Raw genomic sequence first — 17,541 nt, 5'->3', positions numbered from 1 at the left:
GGCTCAGTCGATCCGGCCGCGCAGCCGGTCGATCTCGCGCCGCTCGCGGCTCGACGGCCGCCCGGAGCCCTTGTCGCGCCGCGGCACCTGCGCGGCGTCGATGGCGGTCGGTCGGGCAGGCGACCGGTCGTCGTACGCGTCGACGGCGATCGCGGCGCCGACCCGCTTCGCGAGCAGCTGCTGCACGCCGACGACCCGGTCGAAGCCGGCGATCCGCACCCGCACCTCGTCGCCGACGCGCACCGGCTGGGAGGCCTTCGCCGCCTGGCCGTTGAGCTTCACGTGGCCGCCGCGGCACGCGGCGGTCGCCGCCGCCCGGGTCTTCAGCAGCCGGACGGCCCAGATCCAGACGTCGAGCCGCACGGAGCCCGACGCCGTCCCCGGCGCGCCCTGCCCGCTCACGCGGCCGCCAGCACCTCGAGCACGGCGTCGCCGTAGCGCTCGAGCTTCGACTCCCCCACGCCTGAGATGGTCGACAGCTCGACCATGGTCGCCGGCCTGCGCTCGGCGATCGCGGCGAGGGTCTTGTCGTTGAACACGACGTAGGCGGGCACCGCCTGCTCCTTGGCCGTCGCCGCGCGCCACGTGCGCAGGGCCTGGAACCGCTGCTGCTGCACGTCGTCGAGCTGCATCGTGCTCTCGGAGCGCCGCGCGGCCTTCGCCGGCGCCTTGGCCTCGTGCCGCAGGCGCACCTCGCGCTCGCCCGCGAGCACCGCGGCCGACGCCTCGGTGATCGCGATCACGCCGTACTCGCCCTGCACCTTGAGCAGTCCCTGGGCGAGCAGCTGCCGCACGATGCCGCGCCACTGCGCGGCCGGCAGGTCGCTGCCGATGCCGTAGGTCGCGAGCCGGTCGTGGCCCTGCGTGCGGATGCGCTCGGTGTCGGCGCCGACCAGGATGTCGACGAGGTGGCCTGCGCCGAACGCCTGCCGCCGCTCGCGCTGCAGCCGCACGATCGTCGAGAGCAGCTTCTGGGCCGGCACGGTGCCGTCGTAGGAGTCGGGCGGCGTGAGGCAGGTGTCGCAGTTGCCGCAGCGCTCGCTCGGCTCGCCGAAGTAGGCCAGCAGCTGCTGCCGACGGCACTCGACCGTCTCGCACAGCGCGAGCATCGCGTCGAGGTGCAGCGTCTGGTTGCGCTTGCGCTGGGCGTCGCCGTCGCCCTCGGCGATCATCCGCCGCTGCTGCACGACGTCCTGCAGCCCGTAGGCGAGCCACGCGGTCGACGGCTCTCCGTCGCGGCCGGCACGACCGGTCTCCTGGTAGTAGCCCTCGACCGACTTGGGCAGGTCGAGGTGCGCCACGAAGCGCACGTCGGGCTTGTCGATGCCCATGCCGAACGCGATCGTCGCGACCATGACGACGCCGTCGTCGCGCAGGAAGCGCTGCTGGTTCGCGGCGCGGACGCTGCCGTCGAGGCCAGCGTGGTACGGCAGCGCGTCGACGCCCTGTGTCGTCAGCCACGCGGCGGTCGACTCGACCGACTTGCGCGACAGGCAGTAGACGATGCCGGCGGCACCCGGGTGCTCGTCGCGGATGATGCGCAGCAGCTGCGCCTTCGCGTCCTGCTTGGGCGCGATGCGGTACTGGATGTTGGGCCGGTCGAAGCTCGAGACGAACACGCGCGCGCCGTCGAGCCCGAGCCGCTCGACGATCTCGGCGCGGGTCTCTGCCGTGGCGGTCGCGGTGAGGGCGATGCGCGGCACGTCGGGCCACCGCTGGCCCAGCACCTGCAGCTGCAGGTAGTCCGGGCGGAAGTCGTGGCCCCACTGGCTGACGCAGTGCGCCTCGTCGATCGCGAACAGCGCGATCGGGGCCGCGTCGAGGAGGCCCTGCGCGACGGGCAGGCGCTCCGGTGCGAGGTAGAGCATGTCGAGCTCGCCCGCGAGCAGCCGGCGCTCGACGTCGCGGCGCTCGTCGATCGACTGGGTGGAGTTGAGGAAGGCGGCGCGCACGCCGAGCTGCTCGAGTGCATCGACCTGGTCGTGCATGAGCGCGATGAGCGGGCTGATGACGACGCCGGTGCCCTCGCGCACGAGCGACGGGATCTGGTAGCAGAGGCTCTTGCCGCCGCCGGTGGGCATGAGCACGACCGCGTCACGACCGGCGACGAGCTCGTCGATGATCTCGGCCTGCTCGCCGCGGAACGCGTCGTAGCCCCAGACGCGGGTGAGCGCCTCGAGCGGCGTCGCGGCCTTGGCCGTCGCCGCGATGCCCGGCGCCCGGGCGGCCGAGGGACGGGCGAGCGTGCGGGTGCTGCTGCGCGCGCTGCCGCGGTCGCTGCTCCGAGCAGCGCCTGGCGCCACCGATGCCCCGGCACCCGCGAGCGGCGCGTCGTCGTCGGAGGGCGGCACCCAGCCGTCGTCCGGCGCGTCCTGCCACGCGTCCCAGGGCTCGGGAGCGTCGTCATCGCTGGGCGGTGCCCACTCGTCGTGCCTCGCGTCCGTCACGCGTCCCCCTTCGCGTCCCCGCCCATCCAGCCTAAGCCGCGCGGCGGACACGACGTGCCGAGGGCGGTGGCCCTGGGGACCGCTGGTGGACCGCCGCGCGGGGGCAGCACGTCCGTGGTCGGACGTCAGTGGCCGGGGCCTCGGTCCACCCGCCTCGCGCGCTCGGCCGCGAGCGTCAGCATCGGCACCATGCGCTCGGCGTCGTCGGCACCCGCGAGCTCGCGCTGCGTGAGCCAGACCGACACCTGGCCCGCGGCCGGGTAGGCGTAGAGCGCGGTGCCCGAGCCGCCGATCCAGCCGTAGCGCCCGAGCACCTCCCAGGGGTGCCGCTCGACGACGTCGACGCTGCCGCCGAGCGACCACGACTGGCCTTCGAGGAACACGTGGTCGGGCGCCGAGGGCTCGCCGGGCGCCAGCATGCGCGCGACGGCCGAGGGGCTCAGCACGCGGCCGCCACCGGCGGCCGGCGCGGCCTCGCCCCCTGCCAGCAGCATCCGCCCGAAGGCGAGCAGGTCGTCGACGGTCGACACGAGGCCGCCGGAGCCCGACTCGAACGCGATGTCGCCCGTCCACGCGCCGTCCGGCCCATCGATCGGCTCCAGCGCGGATCCCTGCGCCGCGTAGGCCGTGGCGGTGCGCGGCACCAGCTCCGGGCGCAGGCGGAAGCCGGTATCGCTCATGCCGAGCGGGTCGAGCAGCGCGTCGGCGAGCACTGCGCCGAGGCTCCGGCCCGCGGCACGCGCGAGCAGCACGCCGACGATGTCGTAGCCGGTGTTGTAGGTCCAGCCGTCGCCCGGCTGGTGCGCGAGCGGCAGGCTGGCCGCCTCGGCGAGCCAGGCGTCGGGGTCCGGCCAGCCGGCCGGGTCGTCCCTGCCCTGCCGCAGCCGGTCGGTGAGCGCGGCGGCGAGCGGCGTCCCCATGTCGTCGGTGAAGCCCAGGCCGCCGGTGAGCGCGAGCAGGTGCTCGACGAGCAGCGGCCGCTCGGCGGGCACGGTGTCGTCGAGCTCCGCCGCCGGATGCCGCAGCACGCGCGGCTCGGCGAGCTCCGGCAGCCACTCGACGACCGGCGCGTCGAGTCGCAGCACGCCGCGGTCGACGAGCGCCAGGGCGGCCGCGGCGATGATCGGCTTCGTGACCGACGCGATCCGGAAGACGGTGTCGCGCGTCATCCGGGCACCGCCGATGGCCCGCTCGCCGGCGACCGCGATGACTGTGCCCTCGGCGTCGGCGATGGCCGCCACGACGCCCGGCACGCCGTGCTGCTCGACCGCCTCGTCGGCGACCTGCTGCAGCGCGTCCCGGAGCTCCATGGCGGTCAGCGCCTGCGCGCCAGCCACTCCTCGAACGAGACCTTGCCCTTGCGCTCCTCGGTGAGGTTCGCGCCGCTGCGCAGGTAGTCGAGCATCGTGGGCGGGAACGGGCCGTTCACGATGAGGCCTCGCGCGCCGGTCGCGGTCTGCCAGGCGCGGGCGAGGTCGCGGGAGACGCGCACCTGCGGACCGGCGAAGTCGATGATCTGCTGCCCGGACGGCGCCGTCGCCTCGTCGGCGACGAGCTCGGCCACCTCGGCGACGTCGACCGGCTGGAGCCGGCCGCCGAGGAACACGGGGATGGCGCCGACCGCGGCGCCCGCCTCGAAGAAGTCGACCGACCACTCGTGGAACTGCGACGCCCGCACGACGGCGACCTCGAGCGAGGAGCCGAGGTAGGTCAGCTCCTGCTCGTGCTTCTTGCGGTGGTACTGCAGCTTCGAGCGGTCCACGCCCAGGATCGACAGCAGCACCGCACGGTGGACGCCTGCGCGCTCGGCGGCGGCGACCACGTTCCTGGCGCCGATCGTGAAGGGCTTGAGATCGAGCGGATTGCGCGAGTTCGAGGCGTCGACGACGACGTCGGCGTCCTCGAGCGCGGCGTCGAGGCCGTCGCCCGAGACGATGTCGGCCTTCGCGCCGGGGGCACCCGCGATGGCCTTCCCGGAGCGCGACACCGGCACCGCCTGCGCGCCCCGACGGCCGAGCGCCCGCACGATCGCCGCTCCCGCATTCCCGGATCCACCGATGACGACGACGCGCATGCCCTCACGCTACGCCAGCGTCAGCACAACGCAAGCCCGTTCGGGCGCGCGCACGGCAGACGGCCCGGATCACGAGGATCCGGGCCGTCTGGCCCTGACGGGCGTGCGTCCTGCGGCAGGCGTCCGGAGGACCGGATGCCCGCCGTGCTCACTCCGCGGTGGCCTCGGCCATCTGCGCGTCGGCGGCTGCCGAGCCGGCCGTGAGCGTCTCGAGGATCTCGGACGCCGGGCGCACGGGGATCATCGGCGCCTTGATCTCTGCCCGCTGCAGCAGCTGCTGCATGCGCTTCTGGCGCGCGGGCGCGATCACGGTGACGACGCGACCGTCGTTGCCCGCGCGGCCGGTGCGGCCCGAGCGGTGCAGGTAGGTCTTGTACTCGTCCGGCGGGTCGGCCTGCACGACGAGCGCAACATCGTCGATGTGGATGCCTCGCGCGGCGACATCCGTCGCGACGAGCACGTCGATCTTGCCCCGGCGCAGCTTCTCGAGCGCGCGGTTGCGCTGCGACTGCGACAGGTCGCCGTGGAGGCTCGCCGCAGCGATGCCCGCGTCGTCGAACTGCTCGGCGAGCCGGTCGGCGTAGGCGCGGGTGCGCGTGAAGACGATGATGCGACCCGGGTTGCGCACGATCTGCTCGAGCACCGCATCCTTGTCGAAGCGGTCGGCCACGAGCACCTGGTGCTCGATCGTCGACGTCGCCTGGTCCTCGCCGGCGACCTCGTGCACAGCGGGCTCCGGCAGGAACTCGCGCACGATCGTCGCGACCTCGGAGTCGAGCGTCGCCGAGAAGAGCAGCTTCTGGCTGCCGGGGCGCGTGCCCCGGAGGATGCGTTGCACGGGCTCGAGGAAGCCGAGCTCGCACATGTGATCGGCCTCGTCGACCACGGCGATCTCGACGCCGCCGAGGTTGAGGCGGCCCTGCTCGACGAGGTCCTCGATGCGACCGGCGGTGCCGATCACGATGTCGACGCCGCGGCGCAGCGACTCGACCTGGCGGTCCTGCTTGACGCCGCCGACGATGACGGTCGTGAAGACGCCCACGGCGCGGCCGAGGCCCATGACCGTGTGGTTGATCTGCTGCGCGAGCTCGCGCGTCGGCGCGAGGATGAGGGCGCGGGGCGGGCGGCCGATCTCACGGCGCTCCGGGCGGTTGCGCATGAGCAGCTCGATGATCGGCGCGCCGAACGCGATCGTCTTGCCGGAGCCGGTGCGGCCGCGGCCGAGCACGTCGCGACCCGCGAGCACGTCGGGGATCGTGGCGGCCTGGATCGGGAAGGGCGTCGGTGCGCCCATCGACTTCAGCGCGCCGGCGATGCCGGTGCCGAGGCCGAGGTCGGCGAAGGTGATGCCCTCGATGTCCTCGGCACGGGTGGCCTGCGCCTCGAGGCGCTCGAGGACGACGTCCTCCTTGGGCGCGAAGGGCTTCGACTCGGCCGACGGGTAGTACGTGCTGTCGCGGCGCGGGCGCTCGTCGAAGCGGCGGTCGTCGCGGCGCGGGCGGTCGTCGCGAGCGGGACGACGGTCGTCGAAGCGACGCTCGCCACCGCGGTCGTCGCGGGCGGGACGGCGGTCCCCACCACGATCGTCACGAGCCGGACGGCGGTCGTCGAAGCGACGCTCACCACCGCGGTCATCACGGGCCGGACGGCGGTCGTGGAAGCCACGGTCGTCACGGGCGGGACGGCGATCGTCGAAGCGACGCTCCCCACCACGGTCATCACGAGCCGGACGGCGGTCGTCGAAGCGACGCTCCCCACCACGGTCATCACGAGCCGGACGACGGTCATCGAAGCGACGCTCACCGCCACGGCTGTCGAAGCCGCGCTCGGGGGCGGCGCCGCGCCCACGGCCGTTGTGCTCGTCGCGGGCACGGTCGAAGCCGCGCGGCCGCTCGCCGCGGTGCAGGCGGTCGTCGCGCTGGTGGTCGCGGCCGCCCTGGGCGCCGCCGCGGGTGCGGAACGCCGGACCGCGACGATCGTCGCGGTTGCGCTCCTCGGGCGGGGTCCAGTTGGGGCGGCGCGAGGCGCTCTCGGCGCCACGGCCGGCGTCGCGGCGGTCGCGGTCGTCGCGGTTCCAGCGGCCCTTCGAGGGCTGCTCGTCGCGGTGCCCGCGGTGCCCGGGGCTGCGGGAGCCGGGGCGGTTCGTCTGTCGGTCGGTCGATCGGTTCGCGCCGTAGGGGCGCTCGTCATTCCGTGCCATCGCTCATCTCGGGATTGCGCGCAAGATCGAAGCTCGCGCTGGTAGAGCCGCAGTCATCGCGGGATCATCTGGTCAACCGCGAGGATGCTCGCGGGAACTCCGGCCGCGGCGACACTCCATGTGGCGCACACAAACACGCCTGTCCCGAGCCGACCTGTCCACCTTACGGCATCGGCGTGGCGAGCGACAGGGGCAAAGCCCCGGTCAGCCCGGCAGGTCCTGCACGCGCACCCCTGCTCGCATGACCGACGACGTCCACTGCCGACCGTCGAACCAGCGGGCATCCGCACGCCGGTAGGGGTCGGGATACCAGGCGGGCTGTGCCTGCCCCGTGCTGGCGGTCGGCAGCCCGACCGGGCGCGGGGCGCCGTCGTGCTGCGTGTGCGCGGGGCCGTGGGTGCCCGGCGCGGCCTGCTGCGCAGCCCGCGCGTGCTGCTGCGCGACCCAGGCCTCGTAGGCGCGCGTCTGCTGCTCCTGCGCCTCGCGCTCCAGGCGGTCGAACTCCGCGGGCGTGAGGATGGGCGGGGGCTGCTTCCGCTGCCCGAACGACGGGGGCTGGGCCTGCGGCCGCTGCTGCGGCGGCGCTGCCTGCTGCGAGGGTGGCGCCGACCGTGGCGGCACGGCCTGCTGGGGAGCCGGCTGCTGGGGTGCAGGCTGCTGCGGTGCCGGCTGCTGGGGTGCCGGCTGCTGGGGCGCAGGTCGGGACGTCGGCTGCGACGGCGACGGCTGGGAGGCCGGCACCACCGGGTCGACGAGCGCGCCCTGCTGCTGGCCGAACGACGAGGCGCGCGGCGGCACGGAGGCGGTCGAGCCCGGCGTCGGACCGACGGGCGGCAGCGGCGCGGGTTGCTGCGTCGCCGCCGGCTGCACGGGCGCCGACTGCATCGGCGCCGACCGCACGACAGGCGCGGCAGGCTGCGGCGGCGGCATCGTACCGGCCATCCGCAGCCCCGCCTGGGCCACCTGCCTGCCTCCGCCGATGTGCGGCGTCGGCACCGACGAGGCGGCGGGCGGCGCGAGCGTGCGGGCGTCGCGCGCCGCGTAGTAGTGCATCGACGAGTCGGCCGGCCACTGGCCGTCGATCCGCAGGTGCGAGGCGCCACCCGGCTGCATCGGCGGCACGAAGGTGAGCCGGGTGCCGGTGCCGGCGGGCGCGCGCACCGTGATCTTCGCGCCCTCCACCTGGCCGGAGGTGCGGGTCACGAACACCGTCACCGGCAGGTCGCCCGCGGGCACGTGCAGGGTCGTGTCGCCCCAGTCCAGCGGTACGCGCAGCCCGCCGATGTCGAGGGTCGGCGGCTGCCGGTAGGCGTCGATGCGACCGTCCTGGCTCGCGCAGTGGACGATGAGGAAGCTCGGCACCGGCATCCTCCTTCCCTGCTCGACGGGATCGACGGGCAGGGCCATTCAACCAACGCGCTGTGCGCGTGGGCTGTGAGTGCGGTCAGCGAGCGCCCGCCTCGGCGAGCTCGCCGCGCCGATCGGCCCGCGTGCCCTTGCCGACGCGGATGCGCCGGCGCTCGATCGCGCCCTCCACGACGAGGTAGAGCACGGGCAGCACCACGAGCGTCAGCAGGGTCGACGAGATGAGGCCGCCGATCACGACGATCGCGAGCGGCTGCGAGATGAAGCCGCCCTGACCGGTGAGCCCCGCCGCCATCGGGATGAGCGCGAAGATCGTTGCCGCCGCCGTCATGAGGATGGGCCGCAGTCGGCGCTCGGCGCCCTCGACGAGGGCATCGCGCACGCTGAGCCCCCGGTCGCGGTACTGGTTCACGAGGTCGATGAGCACGATGGCGTTCGTCACCACGATGCCGACGAGCATGAGCACGCCGACCATCGAGGCGACGCCGAGCGGCACGCCGGTGATGAGCTGCATCGCGATCGCGCCGGTCGCGGCGAACGGCACCGAAACGAGCAGCAGGAACGGCTGCAGCAGGCTCTTGAAGGTCGCGACCATGACGACGTAGACGAGCAGCACGGCGATGAGCGCCGCGATCCCGAGCTGCGTGAACGCATCCGTGATCTGCGTCGCGACGCCGCCCACGGTCGCGGTCGCGCCGTCTGCGAGCTCGATCTCGCCGAGCGCGGTCTGCACGCCGCCTGAGATGCCGCCGACGTCGGCGGCGTCGGGCGTGACCGTCACGGTCGCGGTGCGGGCGCCGTCGCTCGTCTCGATCGAGACGGGGCCCTCGATCTGCGAGACCTCCGCGACGTCGGCGAGCGGGAGCGGGCCGTTCGGGGTCGGCAGCTCGAGCTCGCGCAGCTCGTCGAGCGTCGCGGCAGGCGCGATCGCGTCGAGCCAGATGCGCACGAGCGAGCCCTCGAGCTGGATCTCGCCCACCGGGGTCGGCTGCATCGCCTGCGCGACGAGGCCCGAGACGGCGGCTTCGCTGAGCCCCAGGCTCGCGGCGAGCTCGCGGTCGACGGCGACCTGCACGAGCGGCTGCGCGCCCTCGAGCGAGTCGGTCACCTGCGCGACGCCCTCGAGGCCCGTGACGGCGTCGACGACGGATGCGGTGGCCGCGTCGAGCGCGTCGGGCGTCGGCGCCTGCACGTCGATCGCGATGTCGCTGCCGCCGAGCCCCGCGGACTGGCCGACGGTGATCTCGCCCTCCGCGCTCTCGGCGGTGGCGAGGATGCGCTCGCGCAGCGCGGGCATGTCGGTGCCCTCCGCGGCGATCACGCCGTAGGAGATGGCGCCGCCGCCACCGCCGCCCGTGAAGGCCGCGAACGAGGAGGCGCCGCTCGAGACGGTCGCCGAGACGGTCTCGACGCCCTCGAGCTGCTCGAGCTCGGTCGTGAGCGACTGCGCGGCGTCGAGCTGCGTGTCGAGCGATGCGCCCGGCTCGAGCGCCTGCGAGACCTGCACGGTGGTCTGGCCGTCGTCGCCGAGGAAGTTCGTCGCGAGGAGCGGGAGCGCCGCGACGCTCGCGCCGAGGATCGCGACGGCGCCGACGAGCACGAGCCACGGGCGGCGCAGGGTGGCGAGCAGGATCGGCCGGTAGCCGCGCCGCAGCCGGTCGCGGCGCTCCGGGGCGTCCGCGGGGCGGGGCGCCGCGGCCTCGTCGGCGGCGGCCGACGCGACGGTGGCCGACGTGGCGGTGGTCTCGGATGCGCGGTGACGGCCGGGCAGGCGGCGGCCGAGCAGGCGGCGGCGGCGCGTCGGGCGCGGTTCGGCGACGACGGCAGCAGCAGCGGCGGTGGCCGCCGCGGCCTGGGCGTCGACGTCCACGGCCTCCTTCGGCCGCTTGAGCAGCCACGAGGCGAGCACGGGCACGATCGTCAGCGAGACGATGAGCGATGAGAGCAGCGCGAGCGTCACGGTGAGCGCGAAGGGCCGGAAGAGCTCTCCGGTGATGTCGCTCACGAAGGCGAGCGGCAGGAACACGATGACGGTCGTGATGGTCGAGGCGGTGATCGCGCCGGCGACCTCGCGCACCGCATCCACGATCGCCCGCGACCTGCTGGCGCTGAAGGCCAGGTGGCGCTTGATGTTCTCGATCACGACGATCGAGTCGTCGACGACGCGGCCGATCGAGATCGTGAGCGCACCGAGCGTGAGCACGTTGAGCGAGTAGCCGAAGCCCCACATGCCGATGAAGGTCATCAGCACCGAGATCGGGATCGACACCGCCGTGACGAGGGTCGAGCGCAGCGACCAGAGGAACACGAGGATGACGAGCACGGCGAAGACGAGGCCGAGCACGCCCTCCACCGCGAGCGCCTCGATGGAGTGCTCGATGTAGGGCGCCTGGTCGAGCACCGTCGTGAAGGTGACGTCGTCGCCGAGCTCGGACTGCAGGCCGGGCAGCAGCTCCTGCACGGCGTGGGAGACGTCGACGGTGTTCGACGCCTGCGTCTTCGTGATGGAGAGGATGATCGCGGGCTCGCCGTCGACGAGGGCGATGGACGAGACCGGGTCCTGCTCGAGGGCGACGTCGGCGATGTCGGCGATCGTCAGGGTGTCGGCCGGCGGTGCGTTCGCGGGGTTCGCGGGATCGGGCTCGGCGGCCTGCTCGCGGCTGAGCGGGAGGCTCGCGACATCGTCGACGGAAGCGAGCCGCTCGCCGATCTGCACGCTGAGCGTCTGGTCGCCGTCGTCGACCGTGCCGCCCGGCAGCAGCTGGCCGTGCTCGTCGATCGCCTCGGTGATGTCGAGCCGCGACAGGCCCGCGGCCGCGAGCGCCGCGTCGTCCGGGTCGATCGTGATGCGCTGGCCCGGGGCGCCCTGCAGCTGCACTGCGCGCACGCCCTCGGTGCGCTCGAGCTGCGGCACCGCGACCGTCTCGATGCGGTCGACGAGCGCAGCCTGGTCACCGGGGCTCGAGATCGCGATGCGCAGCACCGGGAAGTCGGCGATCGAGCCGGTGAGCACGGTCGGCTCGGCGTTCTCGGGCAGCTGGGAGAGGATGCGGTTGACCGCCTGCTGCACCCGCTGCTCGGTGGTCGGGATGTTGATGCCGTAGGTGAACTCGGCGAACACGACGCTCGAGCTCGTCGACGACGTGCCGGTCGTGCCCTCGAGGCCCGGCACCGACTGGATCGCGCGCTCGATCGGTCCCGTGACGTCCTCGCTCATGATCTCGGGGCTCGCACCTGGCAGCGTCGTCGTGACGACGACGGCGGGAAGCTCGAGCTCGGGGGTGAGCTCGGTCTTGAGGCTGGAGAGGGCGACCCCGCCGAAGATGGCGATGCAGATCGTCGCGAGGACGATGAGCGCACGGTTCTTCAGGCTGGCGAGCGAGAGCAGATGCACCTCGCGATCCTCGCATCACCGGCTGTGGGGCGGATATGGGGGCTGGCCCCCGCATCCGCCCCGCGCCCTGCGCCTAGCGCTGCCGCCGCTCGGCGAACACCCGCATCGCGTCGCGGACGTACGCGGCGCCCTCGGCGCCGCCGTAGTTGGCCGCGAACCGCGGGTCCGCGACGTACATGTCGCCCATGCTCGCGAACATCGCGGGGTCGGGCTCGGCCGTCTGCCAGCCGGCGCCGATCCAGCGGTAGTGGCGCTCCGCGAGCGCCTGCACCCGCTCCGAGTCGGCGGGCTCGCCAGCCTCCCGAGCCGCGGCGTAGCCCGCGGCGATGTCGCGGTGCTCCTGCTGGAAGCCGCGCTTGTCGTCATCCGACATGCCCTTCCACCAGCGCTGCCCGCGCTGCCAGGCGTCCGCGCCCCAGCGCTCGGTCACCTCCTGCTCGTACTGGCCCTGGTCGAACCCGTCGAGCGCTCCCTCTGCCGTCATGGCGGCTCCTCCCTCTCGTGCCCGCAGCGTCTGCTCGACGGCGCGGATCTGCCTCTGGATGCGGTCGGCCTCGCGCGCGAGGTCGGCGAGGTGCCCCGAGAGCGCCTCCTCGTCGGACGCGCGCTCCAGGCTCTCGGCGATCGCGGGGATCCCCACGCCCAGCCCGCGCAGCAGCAGGATGCGCTGCAGGCGGGCGAGCGATGCCTCGTCGTACCAGCGCATCCCGCCCGCGTCGGTGCGGGCGGGGGCGAGGATGCCGACGGCGTCGTAGTGCCGCAGGGTGCGGCTCGAGACGCCGGCGAGCTTCGCGATGCGCTGGATCGACCACTCCATGTCGACGACGCTACGGGTTGACGTGGCGTCAACGTCAACCCCCTCGCGTCGGCCCGCTCGCTCGGCCGCCTACGCTGGCTCGCATGCGCCTCGCCCGTTCCGTGCTCGCCGTCGCAGTGGGCGGCGCGATCGGCACGGCCGGGCGCGCGCTGCTCGAGGCCGCGATCGCCGACTGGTGGGCGCTGCTGGCGGTGAACGCGGTCGGCTGCGCGCTGCTCGGCCTCGCGGTCGCCGCGCTCGCGGGCGCACCCGACTGGGTGCGGCACGGGATCGGCGCGGGGCTGCTCGGCGGCTTCACGACCTTCAGCGCGATCGCGGTGGCGAGCGCCTCGGCGAGCGCCGCGGGCGACGGGTGGCCCGCGCTCGTGCCGGCGCTGCCGGGCATCGCGATCGCCGTCGGCATGCTCGTCGCCTGCCTGCTCGCCGCCTGGGCGGGGCTCGCGCTCGGCCGTCGCCTCGCACGCAGGCGCGCCGCGTGACGCCGCTCGAGCTGCTGGTGATCGCCGGCGCGGGCGGCATCGGCGCGGTCGTCCGCTTCCTGGCGGGGGCGCTCGCGCGCGAGCGCCCGGTGCGCGCCACGATCGCCGTGAACCTCGTCGCGAGCCTGCTCGCCGGGATCCTCACGAGCCTGCTCGTGCTCGACGACGCGTGGCGCGCGATCCTCGTGACCGGCTTCTGCGGCGGACTCTCGACCTACTCGGCGTTCGCGGTGCAGGCGGTCGAGCAGCTTGAGCACCGGCGCAGCGGCCAGGCGCTCGCGACGCTCGCCGTCACGGTGGTCGGCGGGGCGATCGCCGCATCCGCGGGCCTGCTCATTGGCGCGATGCTCGCGCCGGCGACCGCGGCCTGAGGAAGCGGAACCCTATCCCCACGCATCGCGGGGCCACAGCCGACAGGCGGGCTCGATGCTAGGATGGAGGTTGGACTTAAACCGCAGTTCTCTCACCGTTCGCCGGCCCCGGGCCGGCGCAGTCCGCAAGGGGGTCCAGCATGGGACGTGGTCGGCAGAAGGCCAAGCACACGAAGCTGGCGCGCGAGCTGAAGTCGTTCAGCCCGAACATCAACTACAACGTCCTCGCGGCAGAGCTGGGAGCGACCCCCGAGGCCGGCCCCGACGCCGAGAAGTGGGCCGACTACGCGGAGTACGCGCCGGCCACCGAGACCGACGACGACGACGACTACGCTGACGAGTACCAGACGGGCCGCAGCGCCTGAGCCACCACCCCGGCTCCGCTGCGCCTAGGCGAAGGAGCCGATCGTGACCTCGCACGTGCCCACCGCACCGCTGAACGCGCCCGCCGCCCTCGGCAGGCATGCCACCGAGACGGCGCCGGTCTTCGAATCGCTCTCGGTGCTCGACCTGTTCAAGATCGGCATCGGCCCGTCGTCGTCGCACACCGTCGGCCCGATGCGGGCCGCGCTCGACTTCGTCGTGCAGGCGGATGCGTCGGGTCGCTTCGACGAGATCGTACGGCTGCGAGTCGACCTGTTCGGCTCGCTCGGCGCGACCGGCTCCGGGCACGGCACCGACACGGCGATCATGCTCGGCCTCTCGGGCCTCGCGCCCGACACCGTCGAGACGGCGCAGATCGCCGAGACGCTCGAGCGCATCCGCTCGACGACCGAGCTGCGCCTCGGCGGGCGCCGCCCGGTGGCGTTCGACGAGGCGAAGGTCTTCGTCTTCCGCCCGCTCACCGTGCGCCCCGAGCATCCGAACGCGCTGCGGATCACCGCGTACGACGCCGACGACGAGACGATCGCGACCGCCGGGTACTACTCGATCGGCGGCGGCTTCGTCATGCGGCACGACGAGGGCGACGTGCTCTCCCCCGTGCCGGCACCGGCGATCCAGGCGCATCCGATGCCCTTCCCCTTCTCGCACGGCGACGAGCTCGTCGCGCGCTGCCGCGAGACCGGCATGTCGGTCGCCGAGCTCATGCTCGAGAACGAGACCGCCTGGCGCCCGCGGGAGCAGACGATCGCGCAGCTCGAGCGCATCTGGGAGGTCATGCAGGAGTGCGTGGCGCACGGCATCGCGACCGACGGCATCCTGCCGGGCGGGCTCGACGTGAAGCGGCGCTCGAAGGACTGGCAGGAGAAGCTGCTCGCGCGCGACGCCGCCCCGAAGACCGGCAGGCCCGACCTGCTCGAGGGCATGGAGTGGGTGAACCTCTACGCGCTCGCCGTGAACGAGGAGAACGCCGCGGGTGCGCGCGTCGTGACCGCGCCCACGAACGGCGCCGCGGGCATCATCCCCGCCGTCATGCACTACGCCGACCGCTTCGCGAACTGCGTCGACGACGAGGTGCCGTGGCACGTGCGCTTCCTGCTCGTCGCCGGCGCGATCGGCATCATCATCAAGTCGAACGCGTCGATCTCGGGCGCGGAGGTCGGCTGCCAGGGCGAGGTCGGCTCGGCGTGCGCGATGGCAGCGGCGGGGTTCGCCGCGGTGCTCGGCGCGACGCCGGAGCAGATCGAGAACGCCGCCGAGATCGGCATCGAGCACAACCTGGGCCTCACGTGCGACCCGATCAAGGGGCTCGTGCAGATCCCGTGCATCGAGCGCAACGCGATGGCGAGCGTGAAGGCCATCAACGCGGCGCGGATGGCGCAGCAGGGCGACGGCACCCACTACGTGAGCCTCGACACCGCCGTCGAGACGATGCGCCGCACCGGCGCCGACATGAGCGACAAGTACAAGGAGACCTCGCTCGGCGGGCTCGCCGTGGCGTTCATCGAGTGCTGAGCGCGGCATCCGCCGCCGCGCACGACGAAGGGCCCGCCGATCGGCGGGCCCTTCGTCGTCGAGCGATGGGTCAGTAGCCGGTGGTCGCGTAGGGCGCGACCGCGGCGAAGATGATGCCGAACAGCACGACGGGCCAGAAGATGAACGCCCAGATGAAGCCGAGCACCGAGGTCACGAGGCCCCAGATCGCCATCGTCTTGCCGGCGGGCTCCTTCGCGAGGCCGATGCCCGAGAGCACCGCGCCGGCGATGGCGTTGATCCAGATGGGGATGATGATGCTGGAGATGCCGAGGATGAGTCCCCACATCGACAGCTTCTTCGAGGTGGAGGGAGCGGCGCTGTAGCTGGGCGAGCTGCCCTGGTAGGGCTGGTAGCCGCTGGCGGGCTGGTAGCCGCTGTCGGCCGGCTGGTAGCCGCCCTGGGGCTGCTCAGGAGGGGTGTAGGTCATCGTGGTTCCTCGCGTGACGAAGGCTGGTGCAGGGACGCGGGACGCGTCGGCTCCAGCGTAGGGCCGATCGCCGGACGACGGCAGGGTCAGACGGCGCCGGCCGTGAGGACCATCGCCATGAGCACGCCGAAGAGCGGCAGCAGGTAGAACAGCAGCACGAAGAGCAGGCCGATCGCCGAGGCGATGAGCCCCACGATCGCCATGACCCTGCCGGCCGGCTCGCGCTTGAGCGCGATGAAGCCGAAGACGATGCCGAGGATCGGCACGACGACGAGCGTCCACGCGAAGACGAACGAGCAGAGCCCGAGCACGAGCGCGGTGATCGACAGGCCGCGCTGCGGCTGCGGCGCGTAGGCGTAGACGGGCGTGCGGTAGACCGGTGCGCCGTAGTGGGTGACGCTCGACGCCTGCGCGGCGGCCGGGTGGATGAGCGGCGCGTCGCGGCCCTCGAGCGGCGGCTGCCCGTAGCGGGCCGTGGGCTGCGGCGGCGCGTAGCCGGGGCCGGGGCGGGCCTTCGCGCTGCCCGGCCGCGGGTCGTTGTACTGCTGCGGGGCGCCGTACTGCGGCGCCGCGTAGCGCTGCGGCTGCCGCGGCTCGCGCTTCGGGTCGTCGGCGCTCGCCGACGGCGGTGACTGCACGGCCGGCGACGCGTCGCGCGGCCGGAAGCGATCCGGATCTGGCTGCATCCCGTACCTCCCTGTGCTCGTCGACGTGTGCTGCTCGGCTCGATGCAGGGCAACCATAGGCCGCCCGGGTCCGAGTCTCCTGGACGTCCCGTGGCAGCTGCGTGGGCGCTCAGCGGTAGGCGCCGGCCAGTCGCACGGCCCCGCCGTCGACGCCCTTGGCGCCCTGCACCCATCCCGCGCCCTGCAGCGCGTCGGTGCCGATCGGCTCCACGCGGCCGACGGTGGCGGCGGCGATGCCGGCGCGCTCGCTCGCCGCGACGACCGACGCGGCGTCGGCCTCGTCGACGACGACGAGCATCCCGAGGCCGAGGTTCCAGGTGCCCTCGGCCTGCGTGAGCGGGAAGCCGCCCAGCTGCGCGAGCGCGCCGAACACCGCGGGCACCTGCCAGCCGCTGCGGTCGATCTCGACCGACATGCCCTGCGGCAGCACGCGCGCGAGGTTGGCGGCGATGCCGCCGCCCGTGACGTGCGAGATGGAGCGGATGCCGAGGCCCTCGTCGAGCATGCCGAGCAGCGGGAGCGTGTAGAGCCTGGTCGGCTCGAGCAGCACCTCGGCGGCGACGCCGCCCAGCTCGTCGACCCGGTCGGTGAGCGCGATGCCGCGCTCCGCGAGGATGTGGCGCACGAGCGAGAAGCCGTTGGAGTGCAGGCCCGACGAGGCCATCGCGACCACGACGTCGCCGGTCTGCACGCGCTCCGCGCCCAGCACCGCATCCGCCTCGACGATGCCGACCGCGGCGCCCGCGACGTCGTAGTCGTCGGGCTCCATGACGCCCGGGTGCTCGGCCGTCTCGCCGCCGACGAGCGCGGTGCCGGTGGCCTCGCAGCCGAGCGCGATGCCGCGCACGATGTCGGCGATGCGCTCTGGCACGACGCGGCCGCACGCGATGTAGTCGGTCATGAAGAGCGGCTTCGCGCCCACCACGACGATGTCGTCGACGACCATGCCGACGAGGTCCTGGCCGATCGTGTCGTGCTTGTCGATCGCCTGCGCGAGCGCGATCTTCGTGCCGACGCCGTCGGTCGAGGTGGCGAGCAGCGGCTTCGCGTAGGCGCCCGCGGCCGAGAGGTCGAACAGGCCGGCGAAGCCGCCGACGCCGCCGAGCACGCCGGGGCCGTGCGTGCGCGACACGGCGGCCTTCATGAGCTCCACCGCGCGGTCGCCCGCCTCGGTGTCGACGCCGGCGGACGCATACGGATCGGTCATGCTCCCAGGCTACCGAGCCCCGACACCGCCTCCGGCTCCTCAACCGGTTCTGTGGTCCGCGGGCGCGACTATCCCGCCCGCCGACCACTGACCCGGTTGAGGACGCACGCGGATGGTTGGATGGGGGCGGCACACCCACCACTGTCGACGGAGACGC

The 17,541-nt window shown here is 73.7% G+C and carries 15 protein-coding genes; 4 read left to right on the top strand and 11 right to left on the bottom strand.

Translation table 11 applies throughout. From position 1 onward, the window contains the following. Positions 1–3: 3 nt before the first annotated feature. The 8 genes from ABIB37_RS06785 to ABIB37_RS06750 form a co-directional block, all read right to left on the bottom strand. Positions 4–402 carry an RNA-binding S4 domain-containing protein gene (locus ABIB37_RS06785; protein ID WP_354258402.1) on the bottom strand — a complete coding sequence of 133 codons (399 nt, stop codon included), beginning with the start codon at positions 400–402 and terminating at the stop codon, positions 4–6. Beyond that, positions 399–2,447 (bottom strand): DNA helicase RecQ, encoded by a 2,049-nt coding sequence (recQ, locus tag ABIB37_RS06780; RefSeq protein ID WP_502914036.1) that lies wholly within the window; start codon positions 2,445–2,447, stop codon positions 399–401. Before recQ ends, ABIB37_RS06785 begins: the two co-directional genes overlap by 4 nt. A 125-nt stretch (positions 2,448–2,572) precedes the next feature. Next, entirely contained in the window at positions 2,573–3,757 is a 1,185-nt protein-coding gene (locus ABIB37_RS06775; RefSeq protein ID WP_354258399.1) for a serine hydrolase domain-containing protein, read from the bottom strand. A 5-nt stretch (positions 3,758–3,762) separates the two neighbouring features. Further along, positions 3,763–4,521, bottom strand: a complete 759-nt coding sequence (locus tag ABIB37_RS06770) for an SDR family oxidoreductase (RefSeq protein ID WP_354258396.1) — start codon at positions 4,519–4,521, stop codon at positions 3,763–3,765. Positions 4,522–4,669: 148 nt separating this feature from the next. Continuing rightward, entirely contained in the window at positions 4,670–6,721 is a 2,052-nt protein-coding gene (locus ABIB37_RS06765) for a DEAD/DEAH box helicase (protein WP_354258393.1), read from the bottom strand. Between the two features lie 204 nt (positions 6,722–6,925). Next, positions 6,926–8,083, bottom strand: a complete 1,158-nt coding sequence (locus ABIB37_RS06760; protein WP_354258390.1) for a DUF2510 domain-containing protein — start codon at positions 8,081–8,083, stop codon at positions 6,926–6,928. Between the two features lie 82 nt (positions 8,084–8,165). Then, complete coding sequence (locus ABIB37_RS06755) at positions 8,166–11,480, bottom strand: efflux RND transporter permease subunit (protein WP_354258387.1); 3,315 nt, start codon at positions 11,478–11,480, stop codon at positions 8,166–8,168. Between the two features lie 73 nt (positions 11,481–11,553). Then, positions 11,554–12,297, bottom strand: coding sequence for a MerR family transcriptional regulator (locus ABIB37_RS06750; RefSeq protein WP_354258383.1), 744 nt, complete (start codon positions 12,295–12,297; stop codon positions 11,554–11,556). A gap of 83 nt (positions 12,298–12,380) precedes the next feature. Between ABIB37_RS06750 and ABIB37_RS06745 the strand changes: the two genes are divergently transcribed. From ABIB37_RS06745 to ABIB37_RS06730, 4 genes are all read left to right on the top strand, one after another. Continuing rightward, a complete protein-coding gene (locus ABIB37_RS06745) occupies positions 12,381–12,776 on the top strand; it encodes a CrcB family protein (RefSeq protein WP_354258380.1) in 396 nt (131 codons plus the stop codon). Further along, complete coding sequence (locus ABIB37_RS06740) at positions 12,773–13,147, top strand: fluoride efflux transporter FluC (protein WP_354258378.1); 375 nt, start codon at positions 12,773–12,775, stop codon at positions 13,145–13,147. The genes ABIB37_RS06745 and ABIB37_RS06740 overlap by 4 nt, the downstream gene beginning before the upstream one ends. A 140-nt stretch (positions 13,148–13,287) precedes the next feature. Then, positions 13,288–13,512 (top strand): DUF3073 domain-containing protein, encoded by a 225-nt coding sequence (locus tag ABIB37_RS06735; protein ID WP_354258375.1) that lies wholly within the window; start codon positions 13,288–13,290, stop codon positions 13,510–13,512. Between the two features lie 70 nt (positions 13,513–13,582). Continuing rightward, the gene (locus tag ABIB37_RS06730) at positions 13,583–15,043 is read left to right on the top strand and encodes an L-serine ammonia-lyase (RefSeq protein WP_354261552.1); all 1,461 of its coding nucleotides are present in this window, start codon (positions 13,583–13,585) and stop codon (positions 15,041–15,043) included. A gap of 70 nt (positions 15,044–15,113) precedes the next feature. On the opposite strand, the gene ABIB37_RS06725 is transcribed toward ABIB37_RS06730, so the two are convergent. From ABIB37_RS06725 to purM, 3 genes are all read right to left on the bottom strand, one after another. Beyond that, positions 15,114–15,491: a hypothetical protein gene (locus tag ABIB37_RS06725; protein WP_354258372.1), complete on the bottom strand. Its 378-nt coding sequence runs from the start codon at positions 15,489–15,491 to the stop codon at positions 15,114–15,116. 86 nt (positions 15,492–15,577) lie between these two features. After that, on the bottom strand, positions 15,578–16,177 hold the full coding sequence (locus ABIB37_RS06720) for a DUF4190 domain-containing protein (RefSeq protein ID WP_354258369.1): 600 nt from the start codon (positions 16,175–16,177) through the stop codon (positions 15,578–15,580). A gap of 109 nt (positions 16,178–16,286) precedes the next feature. Further along, a complete protein-coding gene (gene purM, locus ABIB37_RS06715; protein ID WP_354258367.1) occupies positions 16,287–17,384 on the bottom strand; it encodes a phosphoribosylformylglycinamidine cyclo-ligase in 1,098 nt (365 codons plus the stop codon). Positions 17,385–17,541 lie beyond the last annotated feature (157 nt).

It is taken from the genome of Agrococcus sp. UYP10 (genome assembly GCF_040547205.1).
Taxonomy (GTDB): Bacteria; Actinomycetota; Actinomycetes; order Actinomycetales; family Microbacteriaceae; genus Agrococcus; species Agrococcus jenensis.
This window is presented reverse-complemented; position numbering and strand designations above follow the sequence as displayed.

Bases quoted from the DNA above. Each gene is read 5' to 3' on its own strand.
- ABIB37_RS06775 (WP_354258399.1), bottom strand. From the start codon at position 3,757: ATGGAGCTCCGGGACGCGCTGCAGCAGGTCGCCGACGAGGCGGTCGAG.
- ABIB37_RS06770 (WP_354258396.1), bottom strand. From the start codon at position 4,521: ATGCGCGTCGTCGTCATCGGTGGATCCGGGAATGCGGGAGCGGCGATC.
- ABIB37_RS06765 (WP_354258393.1), bottom strand. From the start codon at position 6,721: ATGGCACGGAATGACGAGCGCCCCTACGGCGCGAACCGATCGACCGAC.
- ABIB37_RS06750 (WP_354258383.1), bottom strand. From the start codon at position 12,297: ATGGAGTGGTCGATCCAGCGCATCGCGAAGCTCGCCGGCGTCTCGAGC.
- ABIB37_RS06745 (WP_354258380.1), top strand. From the start codon at position 12,381: ATGCGCCTCGCCCGTTCCGTGCTCGCCGTCGCAGTGGGCGGCGCGATC.
- ABIB37_RS06735 (WP_354258375.1), top strand. From the start codon at position 13,288: ATGGGACGTGGTCGGCAGAAGGCCAAGCACACGAAGCTGGCGCGCGAG.
- ABIB37_RS06725 (WP_354258372.1), bottom strand. From the start codon at position 15,491: ATGACCTACACCCCTCCTGAGCAGCCCCAGGGCGGCTACCAGCCGGCC.
- ABIB37_RS06720 (WP_354258369.1), bottom strand. From the start codon at position 16,177: ATGCAGCCAGATCCGGATCGCTTCCGGCCGCGCGACGCGTCGCCGGCC.
- purM (WP_354258367.1), bottom strand. From the start codon at position 17,384: ATGACCGATCCGTATGCGTCCGCCGGCGTCGACACCGAGGCGGGCGAC.